This is a genomic window from Prauserella endophytica, assembly GCF_005146945.1.
GTDB classification, from domain to species: Bacteria; Actinomycetota; Actinomycetes; order Mycobacteriales; family Pseudonocardiaceae; genus Prauserella_A; species Prauserella_A endophytica.
The window spans coordinates 162,688-180,719 of sequence record NZ_SWMS01000015.1; the positions used below are offsets into that span (position 1 = coordinate 162,688).

Annotated in this window: 18 protein-coding genes; 10 read left to right on the plus strand and 8 right to left on the minus strand. The window is 69.8% G+C overall.

Translation table 11 applies throughout. The annotated features are described in order from the left end of the window. Positions 1 to 28 precede the first annotated feature (28 nt). Positions 29 to 532: an ArsR/SmtB family transcription factor gene (locus FCN18_RS25180; protein ID WP_112272569.1), complete on the minus strand. Its 504-nt coding sequence runs from the start codon at positions 530 to 532 to the stop codon at positions 29 to 31. Between the two features lie 62 nt (positions 533 to 594). Here FCN18_RS25180 and FCN18_RS25185 point away from each other — a divergent pair, with 62 nt between their 5' ends. Then, positions 595 to 1,836, plus strand: coding sequence for an MFS transporter (locus FCN18_RS25185; RefSeq protein ID WP_137096258.1), 1,242 nt, complete (start codon positions 595 to 597; stop codon positions 1,834 to 1,836). Here the strand turns inward: FCN18_RS25185 and dapF are convergent. From dapF to FCN18_RS25200, 3 genes are read right to left on the minus strand one after another with little or no spacing between them, the layout of a single operon-like run. Beyond that, positions 1,833 to 2,657, minus strand: coding sequence for a diaminopimelate epimerase (gene dapF / locus FCN18_RS25190; protein WP_137096259.1), 825 nt, complete (start codon positions 2,655 to 2,657; stop codon positions 1,833 to 1,835). The genes FCN18_RS25185 and dapF overlap by 4 nt on opposite strands. 9 nt (positions 2,658 to 2,666) lie before the next feature. Further along, positions 2,667 to 3,572, minus strand: coding sequence for a tRNA (adenosine(37)-N6)-dimethylallyltransferase MiaA (gene miaA / locus FCN18_RS25195; protein WP_137096260.1), 906 nt, complete (start codon positions 3,570 to 3,572; stop codon positions 2,667 to 2,669). Continuing rightward, positions 3,569 to 4,261, minus strand: coding sequence for a class III extradiol dioxygenase subunit B-like domain-containing protein (locus tag FCN18_RS25200; RefSeq protein WP_137096261.1), 693 nt, complete (start codon positions 4,259 to 4,261; stop codon positions 3,569 to 3,571). The genes miaA and FCN18_RS25200 overlap by 4 nt, the downstream gene beginning before the upstream one ends. A 171-nt stretch (positions 4,262 to 4,432) precedes the next feature. Between FCN18_RS25200 and FCN18_RS25205 the strand changes: the two genes are divergently transcribed. After that, positions 4,433 to 5,752: a DUF349 domain-containing protein gene (locus FCN18_RS25205; protein ID WP_137096262.1), complete on the plus strand. Its 1,320-nt coding sequence runs from the start codon at positions 4,433 to 4,435 to the stop codon at positions 5,750 to 5,752. A 103-nt stretch (positions 5,753 to 5,855) separates the two neighbouring features. Here FCN18_RS25205 and FCN18_RS25210 read toward each other — a convergent pair whose 3' ends face one another. Both FCN18_RS25210 and FCN18_RS25215 read right to left on the minus strand, forming a co-directional pair. Further along, positions 5,856 to 6,524 (minus strand): aldehyde dehydrogenase family protein, encoded by a 669-nt coding sequence (locus FCN18_RS25210; protein WP_137096263.1) that lies wholly within the window; start codon positions 6,522 to 6,524, stop codon positions 5,856 to 5,858. Continuing rightward, positions 6,521 to 7,531: a 2-dehydropantoate 2-reductase gene (locus FCN18_RS25215; RefSeq protein ID WP_113642285.1), complete on the minus strand. Its 1,011-nt coding sequence runs from the start codon at positions 7,529 to 7,531 to the stop codon at positions 6,521 to 6,523. Before FCN18_RS25215 ends, FCN18_RS25210 begins: the two co-directional genes overlap by 4 nt. Positions 7,532 to 7,708: 177 nt before the next feature. Here FCN18_RS25215 and FCN18_RS25220 point away from each other — a divergent pair, with 177 nt between their 5' ends. The 7 genes from FCN18_RS25220 (at position 7,709) to FCN18_RS25250 (ending at position 16,368) form a co-directional block, all read left to right on the plus strand. Next, positions 7,709 to 7,954 carry a DUF6457 domain-containing protein gene (locus FCN18_RS25220; protein WP_112273202.1) on the plus strand — a complete coding sequence of 82 codons (246 nt, stop codon included), beginning with the start codon at positions 7,709 to 7,711 and terminating at the stop codon, positions 7,952 to 7,954. Positions 7,955 to 8,087: 133 nt separating this feature from the next. Next, positions 8,088 to 9,818, plus strand: a complete 1,731-nt coding sequence (locus FCN18_RS25225) for a thiamine pyrophosphate-binding protein (protein ID WP_369973576.1) — start codon at positions 8,088 to 8,090, stop codon at positions 9,816 to 9,818. Positions 9,819 to 9,836: 18 nt separating this feature from the next. Continuing rightward, on the plus strand, positions 9,837 to 11,066 hold the full coding sequence (frc, locus tag FCN18_RS25230; protein ID WP_112272585.1) for a formyl-CoA transferase: 1,230 nt from the start codon (positions 9,837 to 9,839) through the stop codon (positions 11,064 to 11,066). A gap of 3 nt (positions 11,067 to 11,069) precedes the next feature. Continuing rightward, positions 11,070 to 13,205: an acetate--CoA ligase family protein gene (locus tag FCN18_RS25235; protein WP_113642286.1), complete on the plus strand. Its 2,136-nt coding sequence runs from the start codon at positions 11,070 to 11,072 to the stop codon at positions 13,203 to 13,205. Positions 13,206 to 13,238: 33 nt separating this feature from the next. Beyond that, positions 13,239 to 14,744: an Nramp family divalent metal transporter gene (locus FCN18_RS25240; RefSeq protein ID WP_170200592.1), complete on the plus strand. Its 1,506-nt coding sequence runs from the start codon at positions 13,239 to 13,241 to the stop codon at positions 14,742 to 14,744. After that, a complete protein-coding gene (locus FCN18_RS25245; RefSeq protein WP_113642287.1) occupies positions 14,745 to 15,293 on the plus strand; it encodes a hypothetical protein in 549 nt (182 codons plus the stop codon). Between the two features lie 73 nt (positions 15,294 to 15,366). Then, the gene (locus FCN18_RS25250; RefSeq protein ID WP_170200593.1) at positions 15,367 to 16,368 is read left to right on the plus strand and encodes a TerC family protein; all 1,002 of its coding nucleotides are present in this window, start codon (positions 15,367 to 15,369) and stop codon (positions 16,366 to 16,368) included. A gap of 57 nt (positions 16,369 to 16,425) precedes the next feature. Here FCN18_RS25250 and FCN18_RS25255 read toward each other — a convergent pair whose 3' ends face one another. Continuing rightward, positions 16,426 to 16,614, minus strand: coding sequence for a hypothetical protein (locus FCN18_RS25255; RefSeq protein WP_137096264.1), 189 nt, complete (start codon positions 16,612 to 16,614; stop codon positions 16,426 to 16,428). Positions 16,615 to 16,703: 89 nt separating this feature from the next. Next, positions 16,704 to 17,450: a GntR family transcriptional regulator gene (locus tag FCN18_RS25260; RefSeq protein ID WP_112272595.1), complete on the minus strand. Its 747-nt coding sequence runs from the start codon at positions 17,448 to 17,450 to the stop codon at positions 16,704 to 16,706. Positions 17,451 to 17,704: 254 nt separating this feature from the next. Here FCN18_RS25260 and FCN18_RS25265 point away from each other — a divergent pair. Then, positions 17,705 to 18,032, plus strand: a 328-nt coding sequence (locus FCN18_RS25265) for an ATP-grasp domain-containing protein (RefSeq protein WP_206077984.1), incomplete at its 3' end; no start/stop codon positions are given.

The following is an 18,032-nucleotide window of genomic DNA, read 5'->3' on the forward strand; positions in this document are numbered from 1 at the left end:
CCACGATTCGGGCGATTCGCCGAACCGTTTAGCGACTCGGGTACATCCCGATGTAGACCGCCATCCGCTCGGCGTCCGGGTCGACGGGCCTGCTCTTGAAGTCCTCGAGCAGCTCCTGAAGCCGGTTCTCGAACTCCTGGCGCTGGTCCGCGGGCACCTGTGCGACGAAACGCCACTGCTGCAACTCGCCTGGCCCGAGCTCGGCGACTTCGGCCAGGTATGCCTCCAGCATCGCCTCGCGGAGCCTGGTGTCGCCGCCCGCGGAGTCGAGCGCCCACGAGAGACCGGTGGACCGGTAGGGGATCTCCTGCGCGCCCCGGTTGCCCCTGCGGCGCGGTTGCGGTTCGAGAAAGCCCGTCTGTACCAGCTTGCGCACGTGGTGCAACGTCGTGGCCGGATCGCGGCCGAGCCGCTGGGCCAGCTCCTTGTTGGTCAGCGCCTCGGAATAGGTCAACCGGATGATGCGCAGCCGTATTCCCGAGGCCAGCGCGTTCGCCTCGGCCTCGGTCGCCCTGCGTCGCCGCGTTCCCACGTGGTCAGCGTACGAGGCTCAAGTGATTGACACTTACCAATCACTTGCCCACACTCGTTCGGGTGAGTTCCGACTCCCTGTGGTTCCACCAGGACTTCCGGCGCCTTTGGGCGGGCGACACGGCCAGCCAGTTCGGCACGTTCGTCGGGCACACCGTGCTGCCGGTGCTCGCCGCGACCGTGCTCAATGCCTCGCCACTGGAGATGGGCCTGCTCACGGCCGCCGAGCACGCCGCGTTCCTGCTCCTCGGACTGCCCGCGGGCGTGTGGGTGGACCGCATGCGCCGGAAGCCGTTGATGCTGCGGGCCGACCTGGCCCGCGCCACGCTGCTGCTCAGCGTGCCCCTGGCCTGGTGGGCCGACGTGCTCACGCTGACCCACCTGATCGTCGTCGCCCTGCTCGTGAGCGTGTGCACGCTGTTCTTCGACGTCGCCTACCAGTCGTACCTTCCGTTCCTCGTCGGCCGAGTGAAGCTCGTCGAGGGCAACGCGAAACTGCAGGTCAGCCAGTCCGTCGCGCACGTCACCGGCCCGGGGCTCGCCGGGGTGCTCGCGCAGGTGCTCGGCGCCGCCAACGCCGTGACCGCCGTCGGGCTGAGCTACCTCGCCTCGGCGTCGTGCCTGCGCCGCATCCGCGCCGTCGAGCCGGAACCGGAGCCGCGCGCCGAGCGCACGCTGCTCGCCGACATCGGCGAAGGGCTGCGGTTCGTGTTCCGCAACCCCAACCTGCGGGCCATCACCACGTGCACGGCCGTGGGCAACTTCGCGGGCGGCGGACTCACCGCCGTTCAGGTTCTCTTCCTGACCCGTCACGTCGGGCTCTCCCCCGCCGGCGTCGGGTTCGTGCTGGCGGGCGCCGGTGTCGGCGGAGTGCTCGGCGCGCTCGCGGCGAGCCGACTGATGCGGGTGCTCGGGCAGGCGCGCGCCGTGTGGCTCGTCCCGCTCGTCACCTGGCCCGCCGAGCTGCTCGTGCCGCTCGCCGCGCCGGGCTGGCGGGCCTCGCTCGCCGCGATCGGGCTCGCGGTCACCGGGGCCGGGATCGTCGTCTACAACGTCGCGCAGGTCAGCTACCGGCAGGCGATCTGCCCCGACCGCCTGCTCGGGCGCATGAACGCGAGCGTGCGGTTCGTCGTGTGGGGCACGATGCCGCTCGGCGGGCTGCTCGGGGGCGTGCTGGGCGAGCTGATCGGGGTGCCCGCGACGGTGTGGGCCACCGCGAGCCTGCTGGCCGCGGCCGCGCTGTTCGTGGTGTGCTCACCGTTGCGCAGGCTGCGCGACGTCCCGCAGACGCCCGCCGCCGCCTAGGCGACGCTGTTCCACCACGTGTCGTCGAGCTCGCCGCGGGCGACGAACACGGCGGGGCCGGTGAGCGTGGACGCACCGCGCTCGACCGTCACCGTGACCCTGCCACCCGGGATGTCCACAGTGGACTTCCCCGTGTCGGTTCCCGCGAGGTGCAGCGTGGCGGCCACCGCGGCGACCGTGCCGGTGCCACACGCGCGGGTCTCGCCCACCCCGCGCTCGTAGACCCGCATCCTCAGCGCCTCGGTGTCGAGCACGTTGACGAACTCCAGGTTGACGCCGTCGGGAAAGAAGTCCCGGTCGTAACGGGGCGCGTCGCGCAGGTCGAGTGAGGCGACGTCGTCGTCGAGGGCGGAGACCAGGTGCGGGTTGCCGACGTCCACGGCGACCCCGGACAGCTCCCGGTCGCCGACCACCGCCACCGACGTGCCCGTGATCCGCGCCGGTCCCATGTGGACGGTCACCGAGCGGTCCGGGTGCACGCGCACCGGGCGGTCGCCAGCCCGGGTGCCGACCACGAAGTCGGGTCCCGTGGCGAGTCCCGCGTCCACGAGGTAGCGGGCGAACACGCGAACGCCGTTGCCGCACATCTCCGCGATCGAGCCGTCGGCGTTGCGGTAGTCCATGAACCATTCGGCGGCCGAGTCGGCGCCGAGGGCGGCCGAGCGGACGACGCGCAGCACGCCGTCGGCGCCGAGCCCGCGCTGCCGGTCGCACAGCGCGGCGACCCGCGCCGGCGTCAGCTCCAGCCGGGCCGACGCGTCGGGCAACAGCACGAAGTCGTTCTGCGTGCCGTGCCCCTTCAGGAACTCGATGCCACCCATGCCATCAGATTACGGGGCGAGCCAGGACGCGACATGATCGGTCAGGCCCTCCACGGCGCCGTCGAACCAGTGGATCCGCTTGTCCCGCCGGAACCACGACCGCTGCCTGCGCACGAACCGCCGCGTCGCCGTCGCCGTCGCCGCCGCGGCCCCGGTGAAGTCGTCGGTGCCCTCGTCGAGCGCGGCCAGCACCTGCTGGTAGCCGAGCGCGCGGGAGGCGGTCTTGCCGTCGCGCAGGCCCCGCTTCTCCAGTTCGCGCACCTCGTCGACGAGCCCGGCCGCGAACATGTGCTCCACCCGCAGGTCCACACGGGCGTCGAGCTCGGCGACGTCGCGGTCGACGCCGACCAGGACCGTGCCGTAGCGCGGTTCGCCGGGTTTCGGCAGGTTCGCCGAGAACGGCTGCCCGGTGATCTCGATGACCTCCAGCGCGCGCACGATCCTGCGGGTGTTGGTGGGCAGGATCGCCTCGGCGGCCTCCGGATCGGCGGCGGTGAGCCGCTCGTGGAGCGCCTGGGTGCCCAGCCGACGCGCCTGTTCCTCGAGTTCGGCCCGCACGTCCGGGTCGGTGCCGGGGAAACGCAGATCGTCGAGCACCGCCTGGACGTAGAGGCCCGAGCCGCCAACCAGCACCGGGACCTTGCCGGCCGCGAGCAGTCGCTCGATCTGGGCACGCGCGTCGCGCTGGTAGGCCGCAACGGACGCTGTCTCGGTCACGTCGAGCACGTCGAGCAGGTGGTGCGGGACACCGCGCCGCTCCTGTTCGGTCGCCTTCGCGGTGCCGATGTCCATGCCCCGGTACAGCTGCATGGCGTCGGCGTTGACGACCTCGCCGCCGAACGCCAGCGCCAGCTCCACACCGAGCGCCGTCTTGCCGGTGGCGGTGGGGCCGACCACCGCGATCGGCCGGATCACGACCGCTCCCAGACGGCCACGTGGTAGGCCACGCCCAGCGGCGCCTCCGAGTACAGCAGCTCGCCGCGCCAGGAGCCCGCGCGGGCGAGCCCGGCCAGCACCTGCCACGGCACCCGGCCCTGCACACCCAACTCGGCGGCGAGCCCGGGTGCGATGTCCAGCAACGCCCCGGCGTCGGCCGCGGCCAGCGCGGCTCCGACCTCCGCGTCGAAACCGGGCGCGCGCGCGTCGTCCCCGCCGGGCGCCGCGGCGCCGTGCCGGTTGGAGCCGTCGCCGAGCACCAGCAGTCCCACGTCGCCGTCGAGCGCGGCCAGCCGCCCGCCCACGGCCGCGCACTCCTCAGGACCCGCCGAAGGGGTGAGCAGCTCGACCTCAACGGACTCGGCCCCGGCCTGCTCCCGCAGCCACCCGGCGAGCAGCGCGGGCAGCGGCAGGTCGGCGGGCTCGCCGTCGGCGTCACCCGCGAGCGCGACGCGCACGTCGACCCCGAAACCCCGGAATGTGCCGCACGCCGAAGACGGAATCGGGCAAGCTTGTGCCGTGGCGCCGACAGCGACCCAGCGAGGGGGAAGCCGTTTGACGGCCGCCACGCAGGCGTCGCGGACGGACGCGGTCCGCTCGACGGCACCCGGCACGAGTTCGGGCACCAGGAGCGGGGGCTGGGGCACCACGGCGGCACGCGTGATCACGCGTTCCGAGGTTACCCGGCGCGCCCATGGAGGTACGTCTTGAGGCATGAGGTACCCAGAACCGCGCTGACCTGTTTGAATGCGGGCCTGGAACCGAACACGCAACACCCGGCCCCGCCGCCAGCGGGGCGCCCGCGCACCGGCGGGCCGACAGGCGAGAAGGAGCCGGCCATGGCCGAGCAGAACACCCCGAACGGCAGCGATGTTCCGGCGCCGCACCAGGTGCCGCACACCCCGGCCGGCGCACACGCCGCGCCCGCGGTCCCGCCTGCCGAGCCGCACCCGGACCGCTGGGGCCGCATCGACGAGGAGGGTGCGGTGTTCGTGCGGACCTCCGACGGCGAGCGCCAGGTCGGCGTGTGGCAGGCGGGGCCGGCCGAGGAGGGCCTCACGCACTTCGCGCGCCGCTTCGACGACCTGCGGACCGAGGTCGAGCTGCTGGAGACCCGCCTGACCTCGGGCGCCGGGGACCCCAAACAGGCGCTGGCGAGCGCCTCACAGCTGCGCGACGGGCTCGCCGACGCCGCCGTGGTGGGCGACATCGACGCGCTGAAGGCCCGCGTCGAGCACGTCATCGGCCACGCCGAGCGCGCGCTGTCCGAGGTGAGGCAGGAGAAGGAGCAGGCGAGGGCCGCCGCCGTCAGCCGCAAGCAGGCGCTCGCCGAGGAGGCCGAGCAGATCGCCGCGGAGTCGACCCAGTGGAAGGCCGCGGGCGACCGGCTGCGGGCGATCCTGGACGAGTGGAAGACGATCAAGGGCGTCGACCGCAAGACCGACGACGAGCTGTGGCGCCGGTTCTCCAAGGCTCGCGAGGCGTTCAACCGCCGCCGGGGCTCGCACTTCGCGGAGCTCGACAAGCAGCGCGCGGCCGCGAAGCGGCGCAAGGAGGAGCTGATCGCCGAGGCCGAGTCGATGGCCGACTCCACCGACTGGGGGCCGACCGCGGGCCGTTACAAGGAACTGATGGTGGAGTGGAAGGCCGCGGGCCGGGCTCCGAAGGACACCGACGAGGCGCTGTGGCAGCGGTTCCGCGCCGCGCAGGACGCGTTCTTCGCGCGCCGCTCGGCGGCTTTCTCCGAGCGCGACGCCGAATTCGCCGAGAACGCCGCGCGCAAGGAGGAGTTGCTCGCCGAGGCCGAGAAGATCGACGCGGCGGCGAACCTCGAGGCCGCGAAGTCGCAGCTGCGCAAGATCCAGGAGCGCTGGGACGAGATCGGCAAGGTGCCGAGGGAACGCATCCGGGAGCTCGACGGGCGGCTGAAGGCCGTGCAGGACAGCGTGCGTGCCGCGGAGGAGTCGAAGTGGCGGCGCACCGACCCCGAGGCACAGGCCCGCGCGGCCCAGTTCCGCGAGCGCGTGGAGCAGTTCGAGTCGCAGGCGGCGAAGGCCCGCGCGGCGGGCGACGAGCGGCGCGCCAAGCAGGCCGACGAGCAGGCCGCGCAGTGGCGGGAGTGGCTGGAGGCCGCCGAGGCGGCCGTCGCCGACCGCTGACCGGCAGGCCAACTGCAGTGAAGGCCACCATCACTGCGTTCAACGCAGTGATGGTGGCCTTCACTGCCACGGTGCTGAGCAGGTGCTGGCAGGTGCTGAGCGGTCAGACAGCCGCCCGTCTGGTCACGGCTCCGACGAGGGAGAGCCCGCGCCGCGTGCCGTCCGGGTAGGAGACGCAGCCGACGACGTCGGGGCGGGTCAGCGCCGCGTCGACCATCGGGCCGCCGCCGTGCACGAGCGTGAACGGCACGCCGTGCCTGGCGGCGAGCGCGGTCACCAGCGCGAGTGCGTGCCCGGCCTCCTCGGGTGCTTTCACGACGACGGCGTTGCCCACGAGCGCCTGCACGAACATCGCGTACACCAGCACGGGCGCCGGGCAGCCGCGGTCGGCGAGGTTGGTGACCGGGCCGCGCAGCGGTTCCCTGCCCGCGAGGAGTCCGTCGACCTGCTCGACGCAGCGGCGCGTCTCCTCGAGGCACTCGTCGAGGCCGGGACCCACGCCGGGCAGCGAGGCGAGCAGGTCCCGGTGCTCGGTCAGCGCGTCGAGCGAGGCGAGCACGCGCAACTTGCGCTCGGTGAGCGGCGCGAACGACCACGTGCGGTGCTCGTTGAGGCTCGCCCGCACGGCCCTCGCCGCGTCGGCGGCGTCGAGGTCGGGCACTCCCTCCGGCCGGAACAGCCCTCCCCAGAAAGGCAGCGGCCTGCCGCCGTCGAACGCCTCGGGCGCGACGGCCTCGACCTCGCCGGCCCCCGGTTCCGCGGTGAGTGTCATCGGGCACCTCCCTGTGCTGCGGCCAGCGCGGGCGTGGCCGTGGTGACGTTGGCGTTGAGCAGATCGGCGAGCGCGTTCACCACGCGCAGCGTCGGCACGGCGACGTCGGCGAGCTCGGCCAGCTCCACCACCGCGGCGAGGATGGCGTCGAGCTCGAGCGGCTTGCCCTTCTCCAGGTCCTGGAGCGTGGACGTCTTGTGCTCCCCGGTGCGCTCGGCACCGGCGAGCCTGCGCTCGATGGACACGTCGGTCTCGACGCCCAGCGCCGTGGCCACGTCGAGCGTCTCGCGCATCATCTCGACCACGAGCGCGCGCGTGTTGTCGTGGCGGCAGATCGCGGCCATGGTCGCCCTGGCGAGGGCGCTGATGGGGTTGAACGCGATGTTGCCCATCAGTTTGACCCAGATGTCCTTGCGCAGTTCGGGTTCCACGGGGCACTTGAGCCCGCCTTCCACCATGGCGTCGGCGAACTCGGTGCAGCGAGCGGAGATCGTGCCGTCCGGCTCGCCGATCGACAGGCGCGTGCCCTCCAGGTGCCGGATCACGCCGGGCTCGGCGATCTCGGTGGCCGCGTAGACCACGCAGCCGATGGCCCGCTCAGGCGGCATCACGGCGCTGACGGCGCCGCCGGGGTCGACGGTCTCGATACGCCTGCCCTCGAAGGGGCCCGGCACGCCGTGGAAGTACCACCACGGAATGCCGTTCTGTGCGGCGATCAGCGAGGTTTTCGGGCCCAGCAACGGTTCCAGCAGCGGGCCCGCGCTCGCGTACTGGTTGGCCTTGAGCCCGAGGAAGACATGGTCGACGGGGCCGATCTCCGCCGGGTCGTCGGTGGCGTGCGGCGTGGCCGAGAAATCTCCCCTCGGGCTCAGCACGCGCACTCCCGACTCGCGCATCGCCCGCAGGTGCGCGCCGCGGGCGACCAGGTGGACTTCGGCTCCCGCCCGGTCGAGGGCGGCGCCGACATACGCGCCGATGGCGCCGGCACCGAGAACAGCAACTTTCACGTCTGACTCCGTTCTTGGCCGAATCTGTGCGTCGGCTCCAGCGAGGGAAGGTGTGGAGCCTGCTCGGGACAGAAGGACGGGTCGCGTCCGAGGTGGAAGGCGTCTTGCCAGCAGGTTGTATGCAGTATACGGTATGGCAAGCTCCGGTCAATGGGTCCGACCCGGGAGGTGCGGTTCATGGACGAACTGCGGGAATGGACGACAGCGTTGTGCGCCGACCTCGGACTGGACGCAGACCAATGCGATCACGCACTGGTTCTCGCCATGACCCGCGACGTGGGCCGGGTCATCGCGAGGCAGGCCGCGCCCATCACGGCCTTCCTCGTCGGCATGGCCGTCGCGCGCGGTCTTCCGCCCGCCGAGGCCGCCGAACGCCTGGGCGCGCTGACCGACGACTGGCCCCGATTCGACTGGCGTGACTAGGGATTCGGACGAACGCGAATCCGACTCTGGACAACACGTTGATCGAGGGCCACGATAACTCCATATGGTATGCAGTATGCGGTAGTCAGCAAGGACTGCACGGTCTGAAGGAGTGACGACGCACATGGGGCAGATGTCCAAGACAGAGCCGGAAAGCGCGAGCCGGCCGAGCGCGCTGGCGAACACCAACGGCGAACCGCAGACGATCTCCGGCGGGCACCTGGTGGCGAAAGCGCTCAAGGCAGAGGGCGTCGACGTGATCTTCACGCTCTGCGGCGGCCACATCATCGACATCTACGACGGCTGCGTCGACGAGGGCATCGACGTGATCGACGTGCGGCACGAGCAGGTCGCCGCACACGCCGCCGACGGCTACGCCCGCGTGACGGGCAAACCGGGCTGCGCGGTGGTCACCGCGGGCCCCGGCACCACCGACGCCGTCACCGGTGTCGCCAACGCGCTGCGCGCCGAGAGCCCCATGCTGCTGATCGGGGGCCAGGGCGCCCTGACCCAGCACAAGATGGGCTCGCTGCAGGACCTGCCCCACGTCGACATGATGGCGCCCATCACCAAGTTCGCGGCCACCGTGCCCGCGACCGAGCGCGTCGCCGACATCGTCACGATGGCCTTCCGCGAGTGCTACCACGGCGCACCCGGACCGTCCTTCCTCGAGATCCCACGCGACGTCCTCGACGCGAACGTGCCGCTGGAGAAGGCCCGCATTCCGAAGGCGGGCGCCTACCGCGCGTCCACTCGCAGCGCGGGCGACCCCGCCGACATCGAGCGGCTGGCCGACCTGATCGTCAAGGCCGAGAAGCCGTGCGTCCTGCTGGGCAGCCAGGTGTGGACGTGCCGCGCCACCGACGCGGCGATCGAGTTCGTCCGCACGCTCAACGTGCCCGCTTTCATGAACGGCTCCGGCCGCGGCACGCTGGCTCCCAAGGACCCGCACCACCTGCAGCTGGCCCGCCGCTACGCGTTCCAGAACGCCGACCTCATCATCATCGTCGGCACGCCCTTCGACTTCCGGATGGGCTACGGCAAGCGCCTTTCCACCGAAGCGACCGTCGTGCAGATCGACCTCGACTACCGCACCGTCGGCAAGAACCGCGACGTCGACCTCGGCATCGTCGGCGACGCCGGCCTCGTGCTCTCCGCCGTCACGCAGGCCGCCTCCGGCCGCGTCGACAACGGCGCGGTCGGCCGCAAGGCGTGGCTCGAGGAGCTGCGCGCCGTCGAGACGCAGGCCTACGAGAAGCGCCTGCCGCGCCAGCTGTCGGACGCCAACCCGATCGATCCGTACCGGCTCGTGCACGAGATCAACGAGTTCCTCACGCCGAACTCCATCTACATCGGCGACGGCGGCGACATCGTCACGTTCTCCGGCCAGGTGGTGCAGCCGAAATCGCCCGGCCACTGGATGGATCCCGGTCCACTCGGGACACTCGGGGTCGGCGTCCCGTTCGTCATGGCGGCGAAGTACGCGCGGCCCGACGCAGAGGTGGTCGCGCTGTTCGGCGACGGCGCGTTCAGCCTCACGGGCTGGGACTTCGAGACGCTCGTGCGGTTCAACCTGCCGTTCATCGGCATCATCGGCAACAACTCGTCGATGAACCAGATCCGCTACGGCCAGATCCAGAAGTACGGCGAGGGCCGGGGCCGGGTGGGCAACACCCTCGGCGACGTCCCCTACGGCGAGTTCGCCCGCATGCTCGGCGGCTACGGCGAGGAGGTCCGCGACCCCGCCGACATCCGTCCCGCGCTGGAGCGCGCCCGCGAGTCGGGCAAGCCGTCACTGATCAACGTGTGGGTCGACCCGGACGTGTACGCGCCGGGAACGATGAACCAGACCATGTACAAGTAGGGCAAAGGGGCTTGCACCATGGGAAAAGCACTCGAGGGTGTCCGCGTCCTTGACATGACGCACGTCCAGTCCGGACCGTCCTGCACGCAGATACTGGCCTGGCTCGGAGCGGACGTCGTGAAGCTGGAAGCGCCGAGCGGGGACATCACCCGCAAACAGCTGCGCGATCTGCCCGATGTGGACAGTCTGTACTTCACGATGCTGAACAGCAACAAGCGCAGCATCACGCTCAACATGAAGAGCGACGAGGGCAAGCGGATCTTCACCGAGATGCTGCCGAAGTTCGACGTGCTGGCCGAGAACTTCGGCCCCGGCGCCGTCGATCGCATGGGCTTCACGTGGGACCGGCTACGGGAGATCAACCCGCGCCTCATCTACGCCTCCATCAAGGGCTTCGGCGACGGCCCCTACACCCACTTCAAGGCCTACGAGGTGGTTGCGCAGGCGATGGGCGGCTCGATGAGCACCACCGGGTTCGAGGACGGGCCGCCGCTGGCGACCGGGGCTCAGATCGGCGACTCGGGCACCGGCATCCACACCGTCGCCGGCATCCTCGCGGCCCTCTACCAGCGCGAGCACACCGGCAAGGGCCAGCGCGTCACTGTCGCCATGCAGCACGCCGTGCTGAACCTCTGCCGCGTCAAGCTGCGCGACCAGCAGCGGCTCGCCCACGGCCCGCTCGCCGAGTACCCCAACGACGAATTCGGCGACACGGTGCCGCGCTCGGGCAACGCCTCGGGCGGCGGGCAGCCGGGCTGGGCGGTCAAGTGCGCGCCCGGCGGGCCCAACGACTACATCTACGTGATCGTCCAGCCGGTCGGCTGGGAGCCCATCACGAAGCTCATCGGCAGGCCCGAACTCGCCGACGACCCGGAGTGGTCGACGCCCGAGGCCCGGCTGGACAAGCTCGACAAGATGTTCCAGCTGATCGAGGAGTGGAGCATCAACCACGGCAAGTGGGAGGTGCTCGCGAGGCTCAACGAGCACAACATCCCGTGCGGGCCCGTGCTCTCCACGAAGGAGATCATCGAGGACTCCTCGCTGGCCGACAACGAGATGGTGCTGTCGGTCGACCACCCCAAGCGCGGCGAGTACAAGACGGTCGGCTGCCCCATCAAGCTGTCCGACTCCGCCGTCGAGGTCCACCGCTCGCCGCTGCTGGGCGAGCACAACGAGGAGATCTACCTGAACGAGCTGGGCCTGGCGGAGGACCGGTTCACCGAACTCAAGGCGAATGGAGTGATCTGAGGTATGCCGGCTCCAGACAAGTCCGCTGTCCGCGAGATCATCGACAAGGTACGCGCGGAGGGCCGCGACGGACTCACGGCGCCCGAGGGCAAGCGGGTCGCCGACGCCTACGGCATCCCCACCCCGGCCGAAGGGCTGGCCACCACCGCCGACGAGGCGGCGGCGCTGGCCGAGCGGATCGGCGGGTCCGTCGTCTGCAAGATCGTCTCCCCCGACATCCTGCACAAGACCGAGGCAGGCGGCGTGCTCGTCGGCGTCGACGGCGCAGACGCGGCGCGGGAGGCGTTCGACAAGATCGTCGCCAACGCCAAGGCGTACAACGCCGAGGCCACCATCACCGGAGTCCAGGTGCAGCAGATGGTCGGCGGCGGCCAGGAGGTGATCATCGGCGCCACGACCGACCCGACGTTCGGCAAGATCGTCGCCTTCGGGCTCGGTGGCGTGCTCGTCGAGGTGCTCAAGGACGTCACGTTCCGGCTCGCCCCGCTCGACGCGGCCGAGGCGAGGTCCATGGTCGACGGCATCAAGGCCGCCGAGGTGCTGCACGGCGCCCGCGGAGCGGAGCCGGTGGACGTCGACGCGCTGGCCGACGTCATCCAGAAGGTGTCCGCGCTGGTCACCGACTTCCCCGAGATCCGCGAGTTCGACCTGAACCCCGTATTCGCGAGCGGCAGCGGGGCGGTCGCCGCCGACATCCGCATCCTCGTCGAGACCGGCGAGGTCACCGAGCCGCCCAAGTTGTCGCAGGAGGAGATCCTCGAGTCGATGACCCGCCTGATGAACCCGCGCGCGGTCGCGGTCGTCGGCGCCTCCGACCAGGAGGGCAAGATCGGCAACTCGGTGATGAAGAATCTCATCAACGGCGGTTACGCGGGCGAGATCTACCCGATCAACCCGAAGGCCGACGAGATTCTCGGGCGCAAGGCGTACAAGTCGGTGGGCGACGTGCCCGGTGACGTGGACGTCGCGGTGTTCGCGGTCCCGGCCAAGTTCGTGGCGGGCGCGCTCACCGAGTGCGGCGAGAAGGGAATCCCGGCCGCGGTGATGATCCCGTCCGGCTTCGCCGAGACCGGCAACGAGGAGCTGCAGGAGGAGATCGTCGAGATCGCGCACCGGTACAAGATCCGGATGCTCGGCCCGAACATCTACGGCTACTACTACACGCCGCAGAACCTGTGCGCCACGTTCTGCACGCCCTACGACGTCAAGGGCGGCGTCGCCCTCACGTCGCAGAGCGGCGGCATCGGCATGGCGATCCTCGGCTTCGCCCGCACCTCGAAGATGGGCGTCTCGGCGATCGTCGGCCTCGGCAACAAGTCCGATGTGGACGAGGACGACCTGCTGACCTACTTCGAGCAGGACGACAACACGCAGGCCGTCGCGATGCACCTCGAGGACCTCAAGGACGGCAGGGCCTTCGTCGAGACGGCCAAGCGCATGACCAAGAAGAAGCCGGTCGTCGTGCTCAAGGCCGGCCGCACCGCGCTCGGCGCGCGGGCCGCGAGCTCACACACGGGCGCGCTCGCCGGTGACGACAAGGTCTACGACGACATCCTCCGGCAGGCCGGCGTCGTGCGCGCGCCGGGGCTGAACGAGATGCTCGAGTACGCGCGGGGCCTTCCGCTGCTGCCCACGCCGCAGGGCGAGAACGTCGTGATCATCACCGGCGCCGGTGGATCGGGCGTGCTGCTCTCCGACGCGTGCGTGGAGGCCGGACTGTCCCTGATGGACATCCCGCCGGACCTGGATGAGGCGTTCCGCCGCTACATCCCGCCGTTCGGCGCGGCCGGGAACCCGATCGACATCACCGGTGGCGAACCGCCGTCGACCTACGAGGCGACGATCCGGCTCGGGCTGGAGGACCCGCGCATCCACGCGCTGATCCTGGGTTACTGGCACACGATCGTGACACCGCCTATGGTCTTCGCTGAGCTCACCGCGCGAGTCGTGGAAGAGGCAAGGGCGAAGGGCATCGACAAGCCGGTCGTCGCGTCGCTGGCAGGCGACACCGAGGTCGAGAAGGCCAGCGATTACCTGTTCGATCATCGAATCATCGCCTATCCGTACACCACCGAGCGGCCGGTCGCGGTCCTCGGAGCCAAGTACCGCTGGGCGAGGGCAGCAGGTCTGCTCAGCTAGCAGGGGGCAGCCACCTCGAAAACTGGAGGTCCAATGGTGGATTCTTCGAAAGTACCCGTGTCGGGCGCCGGGGAGACCGGCGCCGATACGGGCAAAGCCGAACGGGTGTGGCGGGCCGGCGGGCTCGATCCCATGCCGATCCGCAAGCTGCCCGACGCTCCGCCCGCGATTCACCTGCTGGGCCCGACGGTGTTCCTCGTCGCCCTCGGCGTGGGTATGGGCGAGTCGTACATGTGGCCGAGACTCGTGCTCGTCTTCGGTCCGGAGATCAGGTGGCTGTTCCTTATCGGTGTCACGCTCCAGGCCGTGGTGATGCTGGAGATGGCCCGGTACGCCATGGCGACCGGTGAGAGCATCTTCACCGGCGCCGCCCGCGTTTTCAAACCACTGATGTGGTTCTTCTTCGCGGTGGCGATACTCGTCTATATCTGGCCGGGCCATCTCTCCGCGGGCGCCGCCGCGTTCGAGGAGATCACCGGCATACCGTGGGTGCTGACCGCGTGTATCGCGCTGGTACTCGTCGGCGTGGTGTTCACGCTGGCGAAGGTCATCTACAACCTGCTGGAGAACGTGCTGTCACTGCTCATCGGGACGCTCGTGGTCGGCACGGCCATCGTCGCGTCGCTGGTGGGCAGCTGGGGCGACCTGTCCAGCACGATCACCGGCATGTTCAACTTCGGCTACTTCCCGTCCGACGCGATGTCGAGCACGTGGTTCCCGATCGTGGTCGGCGCCATCGCCTTCGCGGGGCCTTCCGGTATGCAGCAGATGTGGTACACGCTGCACCTGCGGGACAGCGGTGCGGGCATGGGCGCGCACGTGCCGAAGATCCGCGGTCTCCGGCACGCCTCCGAGCAGGAGGAGATGCCCGCCCGCGGGTTCATGTTCGACACCAGCGACCCCGACGAGATGAAGAAGTGGAAGGGCTGGCGCCGCTGGGTCACCTTCGACGCGCTGCTCCTGTTCTGGGGCATCACGATGCTGGTGACCGTCTCCTTCACCGTGCTCGCACAGGCCGCCGCGCGCGAGAACCCGAACGTGCGGAGCCTCATCGAGGGCGGTGACCGCGATGCCGCGCTGAACGCGATGTCCGACGCCTTCGCCTCGGTGGGCGGTTCGGTGCTCGGTGGCGTGTTCTTCGGCTTCATCGCGCTGATCGGTCTCAACGCGACACTCGGCCTGTTCGACTCGTTCTCGCGCGGTCAGGCGGACATGACGTACTTCTTCGTGCCCGGCGCCAAGCGGTTCAAGATCTCGCACCTCTACGCGTTCTTCCTGTGGGCCGTGATCATCTTCGGCATCCTGATCCTGAACTTCGGACCGGCCGACGGCCCGAGCGGCGTGCTCGACATCCTCGCGTTCCTGTCGACGTTCGCCATGGGCGCGTACTGCGTCGTCCTGCTGCTGGTGAACAACCGGATGCTGCCGAAACCGATCCGGCCGAAGTGGTGGTCGAACGTCATCATCGGCTTCGGCGCGGTGTTCTACCTGGGCATGCTGTTCTACAGTCTCTTCCGATTCGGCGTGGTCGTGAGCTAGATGGACACGACACGCCTGCTCCGGCTCGGCGAGCTCGCCCTTCCCGGGCTCGTCGTGGGACTCATCGCCGGTGCCGTCGCCGGTGGGCTGGCCGGGATCGTCGGCCAGCCCATCGGCTGGGCACTCGTCAGCATGCTCGCTCTCGGTGTCCCGCTCGCCCTGCTGGGCGGCGCATACGGGCTGCTCGCCGCCTTCCGGAAGGTCCGCATCGGCGCGTTCGCGCCCGCGGCGCTCTTCTGGCTCGTCGGGTTCCCACTGGCCAGGCTGGCCCACGAGGTGCTGACCCACCTCATCCTCGTCGGCGAGCCGCAACTGCCTCCGGACGTGCTGGGTTTCCTCGCCTACCAGGGAATCATCAGCGCGGGCTTCGCCATCGGGTTCCTGTGGCTGCACGAGCGCATCGCGCCGCGGTGGTGGCGGCGGATGGCCCCGCACAACCCGGAGGCCGCGGAGATCTACGCGGTGTACGCCGCATACGCGAAGCACGTATACGAACAACGGCAGGCACGGCGGCGCAGCCGTGGCCGGGCCACGACGCAGCAGCGCTGAGCCGGGATCGGACCGTCACCATCCGCCTTCGCCGGCGGATGGCCGGTCCTGCCTGCGCTAGATTGGGACGACGTTGAACATTCCAATGTGGGTGTGGCTGGTGACCATCGCCAGCCTCACGGCCATCATCTGTTTCGACTTCTACCTGGTGTCCCGCAACCCACGGCACCCGTCGCTGCGGGAGTGCACGATCTGGGTCAGCTGTTACGTCGGGCTCGCCGCGTTGTTCGGCGTCGGCGTGCTCGTACTCGCGGGACCACAGTACGGCGGCGAGTTCTTCGCGGGCTGGATCACCGAGTACTCGTTGTCGGTGGACAACCTGTTCGTCTTCGTGATCATCATGTCGAGCTTCGCGGTGCCGAGAGAGTACCGGCAGAAGGTGCTGCTGATCGGCATCGTGATCGCGTTGTTGCTGCGTGGCCTGTTCATCGCCGTCGGCGCCGAGGCCATCGCACGCTTCGACTGGCTGTTCTATGTCTTCGGCGCGTTCCTGCTCTACACGGCGTGGAAACTGTTGCTGCACAAGGACGACGACGAGGACGAGTTCAAGGAGAACGCGGTCCTGCGTTCGGCCAAGAAGTTCCTGCCCGCCACGGACGAGTACAGCGGGGCCAAGCTGACGATCCGGGTCGACGGCCGTCGCATGGTCACCCCGATGCTCATCGTGATGATCGCGATCGGGACGACAGACCTGCTGTTCGCACTCGACTCCATTCCCGCGATCTTCGGGCTCACCAGGGAGCCGTACCTGGTGTTCACCGCCAACGCGTTCGCCCTGATGGGGCTGCGTCAGCTGTTCTTCCTCATCGGTGGCCTGCTCGACCGGCTCGTGTACCTCAGCAAGGGGCTCGCCACGGTGCTCGGCTTCATCGGCCTCAAGCTGATCGCCGAGACCCTGCACCACCACGGTGTGCCGTGGGCACCCGAGGTGCCGATCCTCGTGTCACTCGGCGTGATCGTGGGCACGCTCGCCATCACCACCATCGCGAGCCTGCTGAAGGTCCGCAGGGACCGGGCGCGGGAACTCGAAGAAGCGACGGCCCGGCCGGACGTGGCCGAGGCACAGGCCGACTGACCCGGCCCCTGGGGGCCGAGATCGAGCTGGCTCCGTTGGCAGCTCCTTCTCGGCCCGTCAGGACGACGTCGCGCTCGGCCGCTCCTCGGCGGCACGCTGCCGCAGGAAGTCCTCGACCTCCTGGCTGGCCTGCTGCCCGGCTCGCGCCTGAGCGGTCGCGAGGCCGAGGCCCAGCACGCGGCCGTCAGCACGGAAGCCGGCGGGCTCCTGCGTGAGGGACCTCCACAACTCCTTCCAGGTACGCATCTCTATCACCTCCTGTTCGCGGGCATCATTCACAACCCGGTGTCCGCCACGTCGCGGACCCGGTGGTCTTGTGTGAAGAGGGCGCCTTGTCAGACGCCGGGCGCGGTGCGCCTGCGGCGCGACCGGACCTGTACCGGAGCTACCTCCGGCTCGGGGTTCTCGCGACGCTGCTCCAGGTACGACTGGCGCGTCCGCTCGGTGTGCTCGCGCATCGTGCGGGCCGCCGCGTCGGCGTCGCCTGCCTCGATCGCGTCGATGAGCCTGGCGTGCTCCTGCCACGACTGGTGCCCGCGGTGGCGGGCGATCGGCGTGTAGTACCAGCGGACCCTGCGGTCCACCTGCGACACCATGTCGAGCAGCACCTGGTTTGCGGACAGCTCGGTGACGCAGCGGTGCAGCTCGGCGTTCGCCGCGACCATGCCGTCGATGTCGTCGGACGCCACGGCGGCCTCGCCCTGGGCGCACAGTTTGCGCAGGCGGGCGACGCCCTCGGCATCGGTGTTCAGCGCCGCGAGCCGGGCCGACTCTGCCTCGAGCGCGGCCCTGACCACGAGCAGCTGGTCGACCTCCGCCTCCGTGGGCGCGTGCACGAACGCTCCGTAACCGGGACGCAGGTCCACCCAGCCCTCGGAGTTCAGCAGCTGGAGCGCCTCCCGGATCGGCTGGCGCGACACCCCGAGCATCTCGGCGAGCTCGCTCTCCACGAGGTGCTGACCGGGGGCGAGCTGCCGGGAGATGATCAGCTCCTGCATTGCCTGGTAGACGCGTTCACGGAGCGGCACCGGCCGGTCGATCCGGCGGGCGGACATCTGCTGCGGCAACTCGGTCGACGGCATGATGTACTCCCAACAATCGGTAACGGCGGTGCTTTGCCCGTTGTATCGGCCAATTGGTCGACTGCCTACAGCATACAATGAGCAGATTGCCCGACCCTGGTGATGCCTATCACTACAGCGAGTGACATCCGTCTCGTCTTCTCAGTTCAGGGTTGACCTTCCCCGCGCGGCAGAAACCTCGACTTCTGCATACAGAATACTGTATCCTCGCAATGAGGCTGTCGCTGTGACACAACCAATGAAGGTGGGTGCCAGTGGATCTGTACGAGTACCAGGCGAGGGACCTCTTCGCCGCCCATGGTGTGCCGGTGTTGCCCGGCGCTGTGGCGAGTAATCCGGAAGAAGCGCGGGCCGCCGCCGAGGAGATCGGTGGGCAGGTTGTGGTCAAGGCGCAGGTGAAGACCGGTGGCCGGGGTAAGGCCGGTGGTGTGAAGCTGGCCAAGGATCCGGCCGAGGCGCAGGAGTTGGCCGAGGCGATCCTCGGGTTGGACATCAAGGGTCATGTCACGCGTCGCGTGCTGGTGACCGAGGCGTCGGACATCGCGCAGGAGTATTACTTCTCGTTCCTGCTGGACCGGGCGA

Coding starts and splice junctions, on each gene's coding strand:
- dapF (WP_137096259.1), bottom strand. CDS start 2,657: ATGGGTGGCATCGAGTTCCTGAAGGGGCACGGCACGCAGAACGACTTC.
- FCN18_RS25205 (WP_137096262.1), top strand. CDS start 4,433: ATGGCCGAGCAGAACACCCCGAACGGCAGCGATGTTCCGGCGCCGCAC.
- FCN18_RS25210 (WP_137096263.1), bottom strand. CDS start 6,524: ATGACACTCACCGCGGAACCGGGGGCCGGCGAGGTCGAGGCCGTCGCG.
- FCN18_RS25220 (WP_112273202.1), top strand. CDS start 7,709: ATGGACGAACTGCGGGAATGGACGACAGCGTTGTGCGCCGACCTCGGA.
- FCN18_RS25225 (WP_369973576.1), top strand. CDS start 8,088: ATGTCCAAGACAGAGCCGGAAAGCGCGAGCCGGCCGAGCGCGCTGGCG.
- frc (WP_112272585.1), top strand. CDS start 9,837: ATGGGAAAAGCACTCGAGGGTGTCCGCGTCCTTGACATGACGCACGTC.
- FCN18_RS25235 (WP_113642286.1), top strand. CDS start 11,070: ATGCCGGCTCCAGACAAGTCCGCTGTCCGCGAGATCATCGACAAGGTA.
- FCN18_RS25240 (WP_170200592.1), top strand. CDS start 13,239: ATGGTGGATTCTTCGAAAGTACCCGTGTCGGGCGCCGGGGAGACCGGC.
- FCN18_RS25245 (WP_113642287.1), top strand. CDS start 14,745: ATGGACACGACACGCCTGCTCCGGCTCGGCGAGCTCGCCCTTCCCGGG.
- FCN18_RS25255 (WP_137096264.1), bottom strand. CDS start 16,614: ATGCGTACCTGGAAGGAGTTGTGGAGGTCCCTCACGCAGGAGCCCGCC.
- FCN18_RS25260 (WP_112272595.1), bottom strand. CDS start 17,450: ATGCCGTCGACCGAGTTGCCGCAGCAGATGTCCGCCCGCCGGATCGAC.